20 protein-coding genes and 1 riboswitch are annotated in these 13,479 nt (G+C 30.1%); of the genes, 12 read left to right on the top strand and 8 right to left on the bottom strand.

Going from position 1 to position 13,479, the window contains the following annotated elements; all coding sequences use genetic code 11:
- Window positions 1-54: 54 nt before the first annotated feature.
- From moaA to msrQ, 7 genes are read left to right on the top strand one after another with little or no spacing between them, the layout of a single operon-like run.
- Complete coding sequence (moaA, locus tag AC5SL8_RS01900) at window positions 55-1,047, top strand: GTP 3',8-cyclase MoaA (protein WP_494580410.1); 993 nt, start codon at window positions 55-57, stop codon at window positions 1,045-1,047.
- A complete protein-coding gene (gene moaC, locus AC5SL8_RS01895; protein ID WP_494580408.1) occupies window positions 1,048-1,593 on the top strand; it encodes a cyclic pyranopterin monophosphate synthase MoaC in 546 nt (181 codons plus the stop codon).
- 6 nt (window positions 1,594-1,599) lie between these two features.
- Entirely contained in the window at window positions 1,600-2,070 is a 471-nt protein-coding gene (locus tag AC5SL8_RS01890; RefSeq protein ID WP_494580406.1) for a thioesterase family protein, read from the top strand.
- The gene (locus AC5SL8_RS01885; RefSeq protein ID WP_494573478.1) at window positions 2,067-2,336 is read left to right on the top strand and encodes a MoaD/ThiS family protein; all 270 of its coding nucleotides are present in this window, start codon (window positions 2,067-2,069) and stop codon (window positions 2,334-2,336) included. The genes AC5SL8_RS01890 and AC5SL8_RS01885 overlap by 4 nt, the downstream gene beginning before the upstream one ends.
- On the top strand, window positions 2,336-2,788 hold the full coding sequence (locus tag AC5SL8_RS01880) for a molybdopterin synthase catalytic subunit (RefSeq protein ID WP_494580404.1): 453 nt from the start codon (window positions 2,336-2,338) through the stop codon (window positions 2,786-2,788). Before AC5SL8_RS01885 ends, AC5SL8_RS01880 begins: the two co-directional genes overlap by 1 nt.
- Window positions 2,775-3,674 (top strand): protein-methionine-sulfoxide reductase catalytic subunit MsrP, encoded by a 900-nt coding sequence (msrP, locus tag AC5SL8_RS01875; RefSeq protein ID WP_494580402.1) that lies wholly within the window; start codon window positions 2,775-2,777, stop codon window positions 3,672-3,674. Before AC5SL8_RS01880 ends, msrP begins: the two co-directional genes overlap by 14 nt.
- Window positions 3,675-3,679: 5 nt before the next feature.
- Entirely contained in the window at window positions 3,680-4,258 is a 579-nt protein-coding gene (gene msrQ / locus AC5SL8_RS01870; protein WP_494580400.1) for a protein-methionine-sulfoxide reductase heme-binding subunit MsrQ, read from the top strand.
- Here the strand turns inward: msrQ and AC5SL8_RS01865 are convergent.
- Together AC5SL8_RS01865 and AC5SL8_RS01860 are read right to left on the bottom strand one after the other, a co-directional pair.
- On the bottom strand, window positions 4,245-4,592 hold the full coding sequence (locus tag AC5SL8_RS01865; protein ID WP_494580398.1) for a DUF779 domain-containing protein: 348 nt from the start codon (window positions 4,590-4,592) through the stop codon (window positions 4,245-4,247). The genes msrQ and AC5SL8_RS01865 overlap by 14 nt on opposite strands.
- Before the next feature lie 45 nt (window positions 4,593-4,637).
- Window positions 4,638-6,188, bottom strand: a complete 1,551-nt coding sequence (locus tag AC5SL8_RS01860; protein ID WP_494580791.1) for an aldehyde dehydrogenase family protein — start codon at window positions 6,186-6,188, stop codon at window positions 4,638-4,640.
- A 315-nt stretch (window positions 6,189-6,503) separates the two neighbouring features.
- Here AC5SL8_RS01860 and AC5SL8_RS01855 point away from each other — a divergent pair, with 315 nt between their 5' ends.
- A complete protein-coding gene (locus tag AC5SL8_RS01855) occupies window positions 6,504-6,749 on the top strand; it encodes a DUF1244 domain-containing protein (RefSeq protein WP_494580397.1) in 246 nt (81 codons plus the stop codon).
- On the opposite strand, the gene moaB is transcribed toward AC5SL8_RS01855, so the two are convergent.
- The gene (moaB, locus tag AC5SL8_RS01850) at window positions 6,750-7,250 is read right to left on the bottom strand and encodes a molybdenum cofactor biosynthesis protein B (protein WP_494580395.1); all 501 of its coding nucleotides are present in this window, start codon (window positions 7,248-7,250) and stop codon (window positions 6,750-6,752) included.
- 18 nt (window positions 7,251-7,268) lie between these two features.
- On the opposite strand from moaB, the gene AC5SL8_RS01845 reads away from it, so the two are divergent.
- The 3 genes from AC5SL8_RS01845 (at window position 7,269) to AC5SL8_RS01835 (ending at window position 9,706) form a co-directional block, all read left to right on the top strand.
- Window positions 7,269-8,015 (top strand): sulfite exporter TauE/SafE family protein, encoded by a 747-nt coding sequence (locus AC5SL8_RS01845; protein ID WP_494580394.1) that lies wholly within the window; start codon window positions 7,269-7,271, stop codon window positions 8,013-8,015.
- A 29-nt stretch (window positions 8,016-8,044) separates the two neighbouring features.
- On the top strand, window positions 8,045-8,635 hold the full coding sequence (locus AC5SL8_RS01840; RefSeq protein ID WP_494580393.1) for a 2OG-Fe(II) oxygenase family protein: 591 nt from the start codon (window positions 8,045-8,047) through the stop codon (window positions 8,633-8,635).
- 89 nt (window positions 8,636-8,724) lie between these two features.
- Window positions 8,725-8,788: riboswitch (SAM riboswitch) on the top strand.
- A 9-nt stretch (window positions 8,789-8,797) separates the two neighbouring features.
- Window positions 8,798-9,706, top strand: a complete 909-nt coding sequence (locus tag AC5SL8_RS01835; RefSeq protein ID WP_494580391.1) for a homocysteine S-methyltransferase family protein — start codon at window positions 8,798-8,800, stop codon at window positions 9,704-9,706.
- On the opposite strand, the gene AC5SL8_RS01830 is transcribed toward AC5SL8_RS01835, so the two are convergent.
- Together AC5SL8_RS01830 and AC5SL8_RS01825 are read right to left on the bottom strand one after the other, a co-directional pair.
- Window positions 9,699-10,586: a DMT family transporter gene (locus AC5SL8_RS01830; protein ID WP_494580389.1), complete on the bottom strand. Its 888-nt coding sequence runs from the start codon at window positions 10,584-10,586 to the stop codon at window positions 9,699-9,701. The two genes, AC5SL8_RS01835 and AC5SL8_RS01830, sit on opposite strands and share 8 nt — an antisense overlap.
- Window positions 10,583-11,062 carry a YbaK/EbsC family protein gene (locus tag AC5SL8_RS01825; RefSeq protein WP_494580387.1) on the bottom strand — a complete coding sequence of 160 codons (480 nt, stop codon included), beginning with the start codon at window positions 11,060-11,062 and terminating at the stop codon, window positions 10,583-10,585. Before AC5SL8_RS01825 ends, AC5SL8_RS01830 begins: the two co-directional genes overlap by 4 nt.
- 145 nt (window positions 11,063-11,207) lie before the next feature.
- Between AC5SL8_RS01825 and glnA the strand changes: the two genes are divergently transcribed.
- Window positions 11,208-12,614 carry a type I glutamate--ammonia ligase gene (gene glnA, locus AC5SL8_RS01820; RefSeq protein ID WP_494580385.1) on the top strand — a complete coding sequence of 469 codons (1,407 nt, stop codon included), beginning with the start codon at window positions 11,208-11,210 and terminating at the stop codon, window positions 12,612-12,614.
- Between the two features lie 6 nt (window positions 12,615-12,620).
- Here glnA and AC5SL8_RS01815 read toward each other — a convergent pair whose 3' ends face one another.
- From AC5SL8_RS01815 to AC5SL8_RS01805, 3 genes are read right to left on the bottom strand one after another with little or no spacing between them, the layout of a single operon-like run.
- Complete coding sequence (locus AC5SL8_RS01815) at window positions 12,621-12,791, bottom strand: hypothetical protein (protein ID WP_271480643.1); 171 nt, start codon at window positions 12,789-12,791, stop codon at window positions 12,621-12,623.
- A gap of 58 nt (window positions 12,792-12,849) precedes the next feature.
- Window positions 12,850-13,182, bottom strand: a complete 333-nt coding sequence (locus AC5SL8_RS01810; protein ID WP_494572716.1) for a HesB/IscA family protein — start codon at window positions 13,180-13,182, stop codon at window positions 12,850-12,852.
- A complete protein-coding gene (locus AC5SL8_RS01805) occupies window positions 13,182-13,478 on the bottom strand; it encodes an iron-sulfur cluster assembly protein (RefSeq protein ID WP_481968292.1) in 297 nt (98 codons plus the stop codon). The genes AC5SL8_RS01810 and AC5SL8_RS01805 overlap by 1 nt, the downstream gene beginning before the upstream one ends.
- Between the last annotated feature and the right edge of the window lies 1 nt (window position 13,479).

Here is a 13,479-nt window from a genome sequence, read left to right as displayed (position 1 = left end):
ATTATCTAACAAATATGTTTTAATGTTTCAATTTAATAATGTAATTAAAATTAGATGAAAGCACTAACTGATACTTTTGGAAGAAAATTCCCCTACATAAGATTATCGATTACAGATGTGTGTAATTACAGCTGCACTTATTGCTTGCCTCAAGGTTATAAAAAAACACCTGGAGACACGAGAAGCTTTATGTCTGCCGAAGAAATATCCAGATTAACAAAAGCATTATCTGAATTAGGTGTTTGTAAAATTAGATTAACTGGTGGAGAGCCAACAGTTAGAAAAGATTTTTTTGATATCCTTAAAGATATGAAACAAAATTCAAATATTCCCAAAGTAACAATGACGACTAATGGTTATCGTTTGGACAAAATTGCAAAACAATTATCTGAAGCTGGCTTAGATGGAATAAATATTAGTATAGATAGTTTAAATAGAAAAACTTTTAAAAAACTAACAGGACATGATAGGCTTGAAGAAATTTTAGAAGGCATAAAGACTTTACAAAAATTAAATTTTGAAAATATCAAAATTAATGCTGTTTTACTTAAGGGTGTTAATGATAACCCTGATGAGTTTAACAAATTTGGGAATTTTATAAAAAATAACAAAATTGACTTTAGATTTATAGAATTGATGCAAACTGGTGATAATTTTGAATATTTTAAGAAAAATCATGTTTCTTCTAATTTATTCAAAGATTATTTAGAGAAAAATAATTGGATCCCTCAAACTTATGGGAAAGATGCAGGCCCTTCATTAAATTTTATACATCCAGAATTTAAAGGTAAATTTGGATTAATTGCTCCTTACACTAAAGATTTTTGTCAAACATGTAACAGATTGCGAATTACCTCAAGAGGTGATTTGAGATTATGTTTGTTTGGTAATACTGGAATTAGTATTAGACATTTACTGCAAGACGATGCTCAAAAAGATGAACTTGTAAATCTTATTATAAAACAATTGCATCTTAAAAAAGAGTCACATTATTTAGAATTAGGTGATACTGGAATTACTCCTAATTTATCAAGTACCGGGGGATAAATGAAAAACTTAAAAATTATAAATGAAGAAAATTTAAAAGATTGGGCAAAAGAAATTTTTCAAAAAAACTCTTTTAATATGGTTGATGTTTCATCTAAAAAAGAAACATTCCGTAGAGCTTTGGCTTCTGGAAAAATTTATGTTGGAAAAGAAGTTTTTAATTTAATTAAAGATAAAAAAATGCCCAAAGGTGATCCAATTACTTTAGCTGAGGTATCAGCTGTACTAGGTGTTAAAAAAACTAGTGAATTAATTCCTTTATGTCACCCTCTTCCAATTGATCACACTGCTACTAAAATAATTATAAATGAAGTTGATAGCTCATTGGAAGTTTTTTGTGTTGTGTCAGCGGTAGCTAAAACAGGTGTTGAGATGGAAGCTATTATGGGAGTTAATGCTGCATTAATAACCATTTATGATTTAAGTAAAATAGTAAATCCTCATCTTAAAATTGATAATGTTAAGTTATTAATTAAAGAAGGTGGAAAAAGTGGATTATGGACTAATCCAGATGGATTACCTGAATTTCTTAAAAATATTTTTTAATATTTAATGTCTGTTTATTTAAGTTCTCAAAAAGTTATCAAGGATTGGATTGATTATAACGATCATATGAATGTTTCATATTATCTTTTAATGTTTGATAAATATGGTGCTGATACTCTAAATAATATCTTTAAAATGGGTGAACACTCTGCAAAGACAACTAAGAAAAGTACAATGATTGTAGAGTCTCATATAACTTACAATCAAGAACTCCAACTAAATGATGAAGTTGATATTAATTGTGTTTTTTTTGATCATGATAAAAAAAGACTTCAATATAAAATGGAAATGATACATAAAGAAAAAAAATTCCTAGCCTCAACAATTGAAATTCTAGCTTTATATGTGGATCTTAATGAAAGAAAAGTTGCTGAATTTGAGGAAGAAAAAGTAAAGATTATGAATGACTTTATTAGTAAAAATAAATCTGAATTTAAAGATAAAGACTTAAAATTTTCATCTAAATTAAAAAAATGAAAATCAAATTAGAATTATTTGGAGCTAGTAGAGATTTTAGTGATAAAGATCACTTAGAATTAGATATTAAAGATAAAGCTTCAATAGATGATTTAAGGAATGAAATTATCAAATATATAGACAAAAATTTTCAAGGTAACGAAGACTTCATTAAAGTTGTAAAATCTTCTGCTTTTTGTTCTGAAAATAATGAAATAATTAGCGACAATTATAAAATCACAAAAAATCAAAAGATTGGTATTATACCACCTATCGGAGGAGGCTAATGCTTCATACAAAAATAGTAGATTATAAAAAAGATAAAATACTAACTTCAAACGCTGAAAAATTTATTAAAGATTCTATGTTTGGAGCATCAATTTATTTTTTAGGTACTGTAAGAAGTATTAATGATAATAAAAAAGTTATTGGAATTACTTACGATAGCCATGACGAAATGGTGATCAAAAGTTTTGAAAAAATTTACAATGAAGCAGATCAAAAACTTGACATTAAAGATAAAGCTGTATTTATTGAACATGCAAAAGGTCATCTAAAATTAGGTGAAATAAGTATTATTATCGCAGTTGCTTGCAAACATCGTGATCAAGCTTATGTACTCTCAAGATATATAATTGAAGAAATTAAAAAAAGATCTCCAATTTGGAAAAAAGAACATTATGAAAATAAAGAAAGTGAATGGTTAAAAGGAAATCCTATTGCTAATGAAAAAGTTTAAATATTCAGAGATAACTCCAGAAAAAATTTATAACAAAAGAAGATCTTTTATAAAGTCTATGGGCTATGGTTTGAGTGCACTTACCTTTAGTTCAGTTCCACTAATTAATGCTAAAGCAAATAATTTAAATGAGCCAACTAGTTATAAAGATATAACTACATATAACAATTTCTATGAATTTGGTACTGGCAAAGGTGATCCCCATAGACGAGCAAAAAATTTTTCTACAAGACCCTGGACTGTTAAAATTGAAGGTGAAGTTGAAAAGTCAATTGAACTTCCAATTGAGGAAATTCTAGATATCAAATCTGAAGAGAGAATCCTAAAACTTCGATGTGTTGAAGGTTGGTCTATGGTAATTCCTTGGTTGGGCTTTTCATTAAGTGAGCTACTTAACAAAGTTCAGATTAAATCAACTGCAAAGTTTGTAGAATTTGAAACAGTTTATAATCCAGAAGAGATGGTTGGACAGAGATATCCTGTTTTAAACTGGCCTTACATTGAAGGTTTGAGATTAGATGAAGCAATGCATCCTCTAACAACTGTTGTAACTGGTTTGTACGGCAAGTCACTACCAAATCAAAATGGTGCGCCTTTAAGAATATTTATTCCGTGGAAGTATGGTTTTAAGAGTGCTAAATCCATTGTTAAAATCAGGTTAACGAAAAATATGCCTAATACTGCTTGGAAAAATGCTTCGCCAAGAGAATATGGTTTTTACTCAAATGTAAATCCAGAAGTTGATCATCCACGATGGTCTCAAGCAACTGAAAGAGTAATTGGGGAAAGTATATTAGCTCCAAGAATAAAAACTTTAATGTTCAATGGTTATGGAGATGAGGTTGCTCATCTTTATAGTGGTATGGACCTTAAAAAAAATTATTAGATAAATTGAAAAATTATTTCAAGCCTGCTGTTTTCTTACTATCACTTTGGCCGATTTATATAATCACCTATCAATTAATTTATAATAAATTAGGTCCTGAGCCTGTTGATAGGATTATAAATCATTTTGGAAAATGGACTTTAATCTTTGTACTTTTAACTCTTTCAATGACACCTCTTAAGAAAATCACAAATTCCTTAGCGTGGATAAAATTTAGAAGGATGCTGGGTTTGTTTGCATTTTTTTATGCTTCGGTTCATATGCTTAGTTATGTTGGTCTAGATTATAGGTTTGATTTTGAACCATTAATTGATGATGTTTTGAAAAAAAAATTTATTTTTATAGGATTTTCTGCTTGGTTATTACTAATCCCTTTAGCGATAACTTCATCAGATAAAATGGTTAGAATTTTAAAAAAAAATTGGAAAAAACTACATAGATTAGTTTATGTAATTTCAATTTTTGGAGTTTTGCACTTTATCTGGTTATCAAAAACAATATTTTTTAAACCTTTAATATTTTTAATTATCTTAATTATTCTTCTTTTATTCAGAATAAATTTAAAGAAATTTAATTTATCGTAGTATCTTCGGGAATACAGATCTCAGATCTAGTTAAAAATCTTCTACCAGTACCATTATCTAGAGAAAACATTCCACCCATACCTTTGACACAATCAATTATCAAATCTGTATTTTTCCAAGCTTCATGTTGAGTTTCACTAATATAAAAAGGAATGCCACCTATTTTACCTATCATTAAATCATCTTGTCCTACTTGATATTCTTTAGATGGATAACACATTGGAGCACTACCATCACAACATCCGCCTGATTGATGGAATAGCAATTCTTTACCGTGATCTTTTTTTAAATCTTCAATAAGCTTTAAAGCAGAAGGTGTCGCTGTAACTTTCATATTTATATGGCCCGTAATTTAATACGGGCCATTATAATATATCTGTTAAAAGAAGCCTAATTTTTTCTCACTGTAAGACACGTGTAAATTTTTCACCTGTCTGTAGTGATTAAGCATCATTTTGTGGGTTTCTCTACCAATACCAGATTGTTTGTAACCACCAAAAGCAGCATGAGCCGGATAAGCATGGTAACAATTAGTCCAAACTCTTCCTGCCTGGATTCCTCTTCCCATTCTATAGGCTATGTTACCATTTCTAGTCCATACACCAGCACCTAACCCATAAAGAGTATCGTTAGCAATTTCTAATGCTTCCGCTTCATCTTTAAATTTAGTAACTGAAACTACTGGTCCAAAAATTTCTTCTTGAAAAACTCTCATAGAGTTTTTTCCTTCAAAGATAGTTGGTTCAATGTAGTTACCTTTTTCAAGACCACTATTTACTTTTGCAACATTTCCACCACATAGAACTTTGGCACCTTCTTTCTTACCTAAATCTAAATAAGATTTTATTTTTTCCATTTGTTCTACCGATGCTTGTGCACCAATCATAGTTTCCATCTGCAAAGGATTTCCTTGTTTAACAGCTTTAGTTCTAGCTACAGCTTTTTCCATAAATTTATCATAGATAGACTCTTGAACTAGCACTCTACTAGGGCAAGTACAAACTTCACCTTGGTTAAGAGTAAACATTGCAAATCCTTCCATACATTTATCAAAGAAATCGTCATCATGATCCATGACATCTTCAAAGAAAACATTTGGAGATTTTCCACCTAATTCTAAAGTTATTGGAATTAAGTTTTGTGATGCATATTGCATAATTAAACGTCCAGTTGTTGTCTCACCAGTAAAAGCAATTTTTCTAATTCTTTTAGATGAAGCTAATGGCTTACCTGCCTCAAGACCAAAGCCACTTACAACGTTAACAACTCCTGGAGGTAATAAGTCTCCAATAAGTTCCATTAAAAGTAAGATAGACGCTGGTGTTTGTTCAGCTGGTTTTAGAACTACACAGTTACCTGCAGCAAGTGCTGGTGCAAGTTTCCACGTTGCCATTAACAATGGAAAGTTCCAAGGTATAATCTGACCAACTACACCAAGAGGTTCAGGTATATGATAAGAATATTCACTATTACTTATCTCAGCTACCGAACCTTCTTCCGCTCTTATTACTCCAGCAAAATATCTCCAGTGATCAACAACTAATGGCAAATCTGCTGCCATACATTCTCTAATTGGCTTTCCATTATCTAAACACTCAGCAGTAGCTAATAAATCTAGATTTTTTTCAATTACATCTGCTATTTTAAGCAGCATGTTTGATCTTTCAGTTATTGAAGTAACTCCCCATGTAGGAAATGCAGCATGTGCAGCATCTAATGCAGCATCAACATCTTTAGCATCTGACCTTGGAACAGAGCATATAACTTCATTGTTAATTGGGCTTACGTTATCAAAATATTTACCTGATTTTGGTTTAACGAATTTACCCCCTATAAAATTTCCATATTGCTCTTTAAATGGAAATTTAACTTTAAGGTGAGATGTATCCAGTAAAGGAGACTTCCCAGCTTTGATTGTTTCTGTACTCATCTTTTTTACCTTTCTTGTTTTTTTATTTTTAAGCTTGTTATTTATTCTAGAATTTTTAGAACGCTTCTTAGTCGCAGACTTTTTGGTCGCAACTTTTTTATTTTTTTTTATTTTTCTAGATTTATTGACCAACTTAGATTTTTTCTTTTTGGCCTTAGTTTTTTTCTTTTTGGCTTTTTTTCTCTTTTTAGTTGCCATAGTTAATTTAACCAAAGAAACTGCATAGGATCTACTTTTATAAAAATTTTATTTCTACCAACAATTGAATTAAACCTACATCTTGTGCTTAATTAAAATGTGTCTAATATTTTATTTATGACTAAAGATAAAAAACAAGAATTACAATCAGCTACTTTTGAGAGACTACTTAAACATTTAAATGAGAGAAAAGATGTTCAAAATATAGATATTATGAACCTTGCTGGTTTTTGTAGAAACTGTTTATCAAAATGGTATCGAGAAGAAGCTGAGAAAAGAGGTGTTGAAATTTCAGACCTAGATGCACGTGAGCATGTGTATGGTATGCCTTATTCTGAGTGGAAAGAAAAATATCAAAAATAATTATTTTTCTTTAAGTCTTGGAAACAACTCTACAAAATTACAAGGTTTATGATTTACATCTAACTGGTGTTTTAAAATTCCATCCCAGGCATCCGTGACCCCACCTGAAGATCCTGGTAAAGCAAACACATACTTACCATTAGCCAGTACAGCACAAGCTCTAGATTGAATAGCAGATGTGCCAACTGTTTTTAAACTTATCGTTCTAAACACCTCTCCAAAACCTGGAATATGTTTGTCAGCAATCTCGTTTACTGCCTCTGGTGTGATATCTCGACCCGTAAGTCCAGTGCCACCTGTTGTAATTACAACATCTATTTCAGATTGATTAATCCAATCTTTAAGGATTTTAATAATGTCTTCTTTATTATCTTTACAAATTTTTCTATCTACTAATTTATGTTTAGCCTCCTCTATTTTTTTGACTAAGATCGCACCTGACTTATCGTTCTCAAAAGTTCTGGTGTCCGTAACAGTTAAAAGTGCTATATTTACAATCATAAATTTAAAATAATTATTATGATTATATTATCATTTTTATTTCTTCTAACAGCAACTTTATACTCTAGTGTTGGATTTGGAGGTGGTTCTACGTATTTAGCTCTTCTGTTAATTTGGGATGTTCCCTACTTAATCTTTCCTGTAATTGCCCTCTTTTGTAATATTATTGTCGTATCAGGAAATTGTATTAATTATATTAAAGCTGGAAATATCAATCTTAAGATCCTTGCCCCATTTTTAATATCATCTGTCCCACTTGCATTCATAGGTGGCTCTTTATCAATAAATAAAGAAATTTTTGAAATTTTACTTTTTGTAGTCTTAACACTAGCAGGAGCTCTACTTCTTGTGAAATTTAAATCTTTTGATCAAAAGATTGAAGTTTATAAAAAAATACCAAAAATGTTATCCTTATTAATAGGCGCATCTATTGGATTTGTGTCTGGTGTAGTTGGGATTGGTGGTGGAATTTTCTTAAGCCCCATATTGTTATTGATTAGAGCAGATAAAGTAAAAAATATTGCAACTGCCGCATCATTATTCATACTGATTAATTCTCTGTCAGGTCTTGCTGGTCAATTTACAAAGTCATCGACAATAAATGGAATTTATGATTATTGGCCTTTATTTCTGTTTGTTTTAATAGGCGGTCAAATAGGAAACTATTTAAATCTTAAAATTTTTCCTGCAAAAATGTTGGCTTTAGTGACATCAGCACTTGTCATATTTGTCGCTATTCGAATAGGATTGAAGTTGTTTGCATAACGGAAGTATTAAATTATTATAGATAAAATATGAAAACATTTAGAGCTTTTGGACCAACTATTGGAAAAACAAAGTTATCTAAAAAAATTATTAACATATTAAATAATCACGTTGATAAGACCCAATCATCTATAAAAGATGATTATAGTTCTAAGCTAGCAAGTCAAATTAAGAATGAAATCAAAATACCTAAAACAATAGTTAATAAAAGTTTGTCTAAAGAGATAATAAAAAATATCAAAGTTTATCTTGATAAGTCAGGAGTTAAAAAAATTAAAGAAATTAAGATAATCAACCTATGGGTAGTAAGACAATTAAAAAATGAGTATAACCCAATTCATTATCATGAAGGACAACTATCAGGGGTTGGGTATCTTAAAATCCCAAAAGATATGAATCAAAATAAACTTCTTAAGAATAAAAAGATTAAAACTAATGGAACTATTGATTTTATCAATGGTCAAAAAAATTTTTTAAGTAAAAGCATCTACAATTTAAACCCTAAATTAGGTGATTTATTGATTTTTCCAAATTATTTAATGCACACAGCTTACCCATTTAATGTTGATGGTGAGAGAAGATCCTTCTCATTTAATGCTAAAATATTATTTAAGAAGTGATTTACTAATCAGTCTATTTGATATATAAACACATTAACCGATTTGATCCATATTGCAGGTATTAACTGCTAAAAAGGAAATCATTATATAATTGGTAAAGGTAGTTGGACTATATTGTGCACCTGGCATAAAGCAAAAGCACTAAAAAAGTAAGGAGTAAGAATGGATATTAATTTTTTTAAAACAACACGAATTTTAGATGGTGGTATGGGGCAAGAATTATTAGCTCGTGGTATGAAACCTAATGGAACATTGTGGAGTGCTAACGCATTGCTTAAAGAAGAATATCATCAGCTATTATTAGATACTCATTTGGATTTTATTAAAGCTGGAGCTGAAGTTATTGTTACCACAACTTTTACAACTAGAAGAGTTAGGTTACGTGACAATAAAGTTGAGGATAAATTTGAATACCTAAATAAAAAAGCTGGGGAGATAGCTCAAAAAGCTAAAAAACAATTTCCACATATTTTGATAGCTGGGGGTCTTCCACCTCAATATTTAACTTACGAAGAAGACACGAGAGCAGATGAAGAAATTAAACAAAATTTTTATGATCAAGCAAAATTACTTGATCCATATGTTGACTTTTTTTATTTAGATGTTTTATCAAGTGTTAAAGAATTCAGACTAGCAATTGAAGCAATCCAGGATTTCAAAAAACCTTATCTGATAGGTGCGCACATATCTGAGGGTATTAATCTTCCAAGTGGTGAAAAAATATCTAATATTGTAAATAATATTGACCACAAGAATTTACTTGGATTAATCTTATCTTGTATTTCACCTGAAAATTTTTCTATAAATTTGGAAGAGGTTAAAAATTTAGGTATTCCTTTTGGATTTAAGCTTAATGCATTTGAAACGACCAAGCCCAAAAATGGATATACTAATTCCTATAATAAAAGTAAAACAGGGAATCCTAATGAGTTTTTAGGTCAAAGAAAAGATTTAACACCTGAATTGATGGCAAATTTTGTTAAAAAGTTTAAAAATGCTGGTGCAACTATTTTAGGTGGATGTTGTGAAACAAGGCCTTCTCATATTAAGGAAATGGTTCAATTTAAGTAGTTTTTTTTTGATCTGATTTTTTTACAAAATAAATTCCAACAACAACTGCTAATAAAGATAATAAAACTTTAGGTGTTATTATTTCTTTTAGGAAAATATAACTTAATATAGTGCCAAATATTGGAATTAAGTAAGAAACTTGTGACTGAAATATAAGACCATTATCTTTTAGAATTTTAAATCTTAGTAACCAAGCAACACCTGTTGAAATCATTCCTAGATAAACTACTGATATTGTAGATTCAATGCTTGGAACCGAGTTCCATGGTTTTTCAATAAAATAAACAAATGGTATTAAGATTAGGACAGCCCAAATTAATATAGAGCATGTTACATTTTCATTCTTTTTCTTACTAATTTTAAGAGTTAAAACTCCCCCAATAACATAACAGGTTGACCCAAGTAATATTAATAACGCAGAAATAAAATTACTATCATTTATCAATAGATTATCTGAAAATAAATAAATAATTCCTGAAAAGCCAATTAGTATTCCAAAAGTTTTAACTAAATTAAACTTTTCATTTTTTGTATAAAAGTGACCCAATATTGTTGAGCTTAATGGTGTTGTAGACATTAATATTGCAGCCAAGTTACTTTGCACTGATTTAACACCGTAAGCTATTAGAAAAAAAGGTAAAACTAAATTTACAAAACCTATTATAGCAAACCAATACCAATCTTTAGAGAATGCCTCCACTCTTATTTTTTTGTAAAAACATAATAATAATACTGGAATAGATCCAAAAAAAACTCTTAGAAAAGCAATTGTAACAGGGCCAAAAGATTCTGTTGCAATTTTAATATTAAAAAAAGCTGAAGACCAAATTAAAGCTAGAATTACTAACAATATATAATCAATTAATTTAGGTTGTCTCATTCAGTTATATTTTCAATTTCTCCATTAGTGATTTTTTGAATATTGGTAAAATTTATTTTAAATACACAATTTGGATGTCCTGCTGCTGCAAATAGCTCATTAAACCTTTCTAGAGAATTGTCTATAATAATTTCGATTTGCTTTAAATGACCAATAGGTGATACACCGCCAATTGTATATCCTGTTTGAGATTTTACGTCCTCTGGATTTGCCATTGAAACATCTTTTTTGTTAATTATTTTTTTTATTTTATTCAAAGAGGCTCTCTTATCACCTGCAACCAAACAAAGTATAAAACTATCATTTGTTTTAAATAATAAACTTTTAACAATTGCTCCAACATTACAACCTAATGCTGTTGCTGCATCTAGAGCTGTTCTTGCTGATTTATCTAAAACAATAACCTCTAAGGATTGATCAAAATCCTTGAGGGATTTCTCGGCTCTTTTAACTGGCTCTTTGTCTAATAAACTCATAATTCAACTAACAATTGATTGATAATTTAACAAATAATGATGTAATTCATATGTAAAAAACGCATAGGTGTTATTAATTAATCAAGCAATATAATTAAGATAATTTTTGATAATTTGACATAGCAAAATTTAAAAAGGAGAAATCATGAGTGCTAAAAACGTACTAAAATTTATTAAAGAAAAAGAAGCAGAGTTTGTTGATTTAAGATTTACTGATCCAAGAGGAAAACTTCAACATTTAACTATGGATTCTACAATTGTAGATGAAGATATGTTAAATGAAGGTGTGTTTTTTGATGGGTCATCTATTGCTGGATGGAAAGCTATCAATGAGTCAGACATGATTTTAAAACCTGATACTTCAAGAATGGTCATGGATCCATTTACATCTCATAATACGTTAGTACTTTTTTGTGATATCCTCGATGCAGTAAAGAAATCTCCTTATGACAGAGATCCAAGAGGAACAGCTAAAAAAGCTGAAGAGTATTTAAAGAAATCTGGTATTGGTGATAAAGCTTTTTTTGGTCCTGAGCCTGAATTTTTTGTTTTTGATGATGTAAGAATTAATAATGATCCAAACAATACTGGTTTTAAAATAGACAGTAAAGAAGGCCCTTATAATTCAGGGACAGAATATGCAAATGGAAATATGGGACATAGACCTCCAGTAAAAGGTGGCTACTTTCCTGTTCCTCCAGTAGACAGTGAACAAGATATGAGAAGCGAATACCTAAAAAGTCTAAAAGAAGTTGGGATTAAAGTTGAAAAACATCACCATGAAGTAGCTCCAAGTCAACATGAACTTGGAATGTATTTTGGTACTCTGGTTGATCAAGCTGATAATGTTCAGTTATATAAATATGTAGTGCAAATGGTTACTCATTCTTTTGGAAAAACTGCAACATTCATGCCAAAACCAATTGCAGGTGATAATGGTTCTGGAATGCACATTCACCAATCAATATGGAAAAATGATAAACCGGTTTTCTCTGGCGATGCATACGCTGGATTATCAGAGACTGCACTTCATTACATTGGTGGAATTTTAAAACATGCTAAAGCAATAAATGCATTTTCTAATTCTACTACTAACAGCTATAAAAGATTAATACCTGGCTTTGAAGCTCCAGTGCTACTTGCTTATTCTGCAAGAAACAGATCTGCTTCTTGTCGTATACCAATTTCATTAAGCAAAAATGGAGCAAGATGTGAAATAAGATTTCCTGATGCCTCAGGTAATCCTTATCTTACTTTTGCAGCAATGCTTATGGCTGGACTTGATGGAATTAAAAATAAGATACATCCAGGAGAGTCGTTTGATCAAGATCTATATGATTTACCTCCTGAAGAAGTTAAAAATATTCCAACTGTTTGTGGTTCATTAAGAGAAGCAATGGAAAATCTAGATAAAGATAGAGAGTTTTTAACTGAAGGTGGAGTATTTACTGACGATCAAATTGATGCTTACATTGCATTAAAATTTGAAGAGATACATAAATTTGAACATGCACCTCATCCTGTTGAGTTTGAGATGTATTACAGTAGTTAAATATAATTACTGTCTAGTTGTTGCTATTGTATCTTTGTTAATTCCTTTTTTAACAACGTAATCCTGTGTGCCATTAGCACCAGTATTTACCTCTGTTCTAAGAGTTTTAAAAAAAGTTCTTTCTTTTAAAGACTTCTCCAGTGATTTAACAAGATTTTTAAATTCAAATTTATTCATATCTAATTAATACACTAGATATGTGTTATTTGCAATACAGATATGCGTATAATTAATATCAAATTTTAAAAGACTCTCCACAACCACAACGTTCAGACTCATTGGGGTTATTAAAGACAAAAGATGATGAAAATTCTTCCTTTTTATAGTCCATTTCTGTACCCAATAAATACATTACAGCTGCTGCATCAACAAAAACTTTAACACCCTTATCTTCTATAATTTCGTCTGTAGGATTAATTTCTTTTGCATACTCCATAACATAAGACATTCCAGCACAACCCCCAGATTTAACTGCAACTCTTACACCAATAGAATTTGATTCTTTATCTGACATTATTTCTTTAATTCTATTAGCCGCATTATCGCTTAATCTAATTATAGGATTCATTATAAATTTAACTCCAGTTTAGCAGCTTCTGACATCATTGATTTATCCCATGGTGGCTCAAACACTAAATCAAGATCTACTTCTTCTATACCCTCTACTTGCATAGCGCTGTCTTTAACTTCTTTAGGTAGGCTTTCAGCAACTGGACAGTTTGGAGTGGTCAATGTCATTATAATTTTAGCCTTATCATCTTTTACTTTAACATCATAAATTAGACCTAATTCATAAATATTAACTGGTATTTCAGGATCATATATTTTTCTAATTTCAGCTATTACTTGTTCTCTTAAGTCCATA

This window comes from Candidatus Pelagibacter sp. PS_41 (assembly GCF_059417725.1).
The sequence above is the reverse complement of the archived record's forward strand: the minus strand, read 5'-3'. Positions and strand labels throughout refer to the sequence as shown.

Excerpts from the sequence above, each read along its gene's own strand:
- AC5SL8_RS01880 (WP_494580404.1), top strand. The coding sequence starts at position 2,336 with ATGCTTCATACAAAAATAGTAGATTATAAAAAAGATAAAATACTAACT.
- AC5SL8_RS01890 (WP_494580406.1), top strand. The coding sequence starts at position 1,600 with ATGTCTGTTTATTTAAGTTCTCAAAAAGTTATCAAGGATTGGATTGAT.
- AC5SL8_RS01825 (WP_494580387.1), bottom strand. The coding sequence starts at position 11,062 with ATGAGTTTATTAGACAAAGAGCCAGTTAAAAGAGCCGAGAAATCCCTC.
- AC5SL8_RS01810 (WP_494572716.1), bottom strand. The coding sequence starts at position 13,182 with ATGAATCCTATAATTAGATTAAGCGATAATGCGGCTAATAGAATTAAA.
- AC5SL8_RS01835 (WP_494580391.1), top strand. The coding sequence starts at position 8,798 with ATGGATATTAATTTTTTTAAAACAACACGAATTTTAGATGGTGGTATG.
- AC5SL8_RS01815 (WP_271480643.1), bottom strand. The coding sequence starts at position 12,791 with ATGAATAAATTTGAATTTAAAAATCTTGTTAAATCACTGGAGAAGTCT.
- AC5SL8_RS01860 (WP_494580791.1), bottom strand. The coding sequence starts at position 6,188 with ATGAGTACAGAAACAATCAAAGCTGGGAAGTCTCCTTTACTGGATACA.
- moaC (WP_494580408.1), top strand. The coding sequence starts at position 1,048 with ATGAAAAACTTAAAAATTATAAATGAAGAAAATTTAAAAGATTGGGCA.
- moaA (WP_494580410.1), top strand. The coding sequence starts at position 55 with ATGAAAGCACTAACTGATACTTTTGGAAGAAAATTCCCCTACATAAGA.
- glnA (WP_494580385.1), top strand. The coding sequence starts at position 11,208 with ATGAGTGCTAAAAACGTACTAAAATTTATTAAAGAAAAAGAAGCAGAG.
- AC5SL8_RS01855 (WP_494580397.1), top strand. The coding sequence starts at position 6,504 with ATGACTAAAGATAAAAAACAAGAATTACAATCAGCTACTTTTGAGAGA.
- AC5SL8_RS01805 (WP_481968292.1), bottom strand. The coding sequence starts at position 13,478 with ATGGACTTAAGAGAACAAGTAATAGCTGAAATTAGAAAAATATATGAT.
- moaB (WP_494580395.1), bottom strand. The coding sequence starts at position 7,250 with ATGATTGTAAATATAGCACTTTTAACTGTTACGGACACCAGAACTTTT.
- AC5SL8_RS01845 (WP_494580394.1), top strand. The coding sequence starts at position 7,269 with ATGATTATATTATCATTTTTATTTCTTCTAACAGCAACTTTATACTCT.
- AC5SL8_RS01885 (WP_494573478.1), top strand. The coding sequence starts at position 2,067 with ATGAAAATCAAATTAGAATTATTTGGAGCTAGTAGAGATTTTAGTGAT.
- AC5SL8_RS01830 (WP_494580389.1), bottom strand. The coding sequence starts at position 10,586 with ATGAGACAACCTAAATTAATTGATTATATATTGTTAGTAATTCTAGCT.
- AC5SL8_RS01840 (WP_494580393.1), top strand. The coding sequence starts at position 8,045 with ATGAAAACATTTAGAGCTTTTGGACCAACTATTGGAAAAACAAAGTTA.
- msrP (WP_494580402.1), top strand. The coding sequence starts at position 2,775 with ATGAAAAAGTTTAAATATTCAGAGATAACTCCAGAAAAAATTTATAAC.
- AC5SL8_RS01865 (WP_494580398.1), bottom strand. The coding sequence starts at position 4,592 with ATGAAAGTTACAGCGACACCTTCTGCTTTAAAGCTTATTGAAGATTTA.